Genomic DNA, 435 nt, shown 5'->3' on the forward strand with positions numbered 1-435 from the left:
GTTAATAAGGAATATAAATATGCAGTGAAGGCTGTAGATGCAGCTGGAAATACATCAATCCAAAGTGAAATTCTTCTTGTAAAAACCAAAGATCAAAATGTATCTTATGAAAAATGGGATCCAAAGAAGGCATATACAAAGGGGGATAAAGTAGAACATCAAGGGACAGTGTATGAAGCTGTTCAAAATCATCAAGGAAATGGTGACCCGAATTGGATATTTGCACTATCGTTATGGAAAGCAATTACAATCAATTAATATGTAAGAATCAGATGTAAAGATAGAACAACATCCAGTATTTTAAAGAATTACTGGATGTTGTTTGAATTTTGATAGATTTCTCTACTACGTTAGTATTCAATAATAAAAATTAGAAAAGGATGTAGATTAGTGATTAGTCAGAAAACAAAGCAAAGATTTAATAAAGTTATTATA

General features: G+C 30.1%; 1 protein-coding gene. It reads left to right on the forward strand.

The annotated features are described in order from the left end of the window. Positions 1-258 (forward strand): carbohydrate-binding protein (locus CRV03_RS14005; RefSeq protein WP_258239113.1); only part of this gene is annotated, 258 nt, incomplete at its 5' end. Positions 259-435: the final 177 nt, after the last annotated feature.

Source organism: Arcobacter sp. F155 (assembly GCF_004116455.1).
Taxonomy (GTDB): domain Bacteria; phylum Campylobacterota; class Campylobacteria; order Campylobacterales; family Arcobacteraceae; genus Halarcobacter.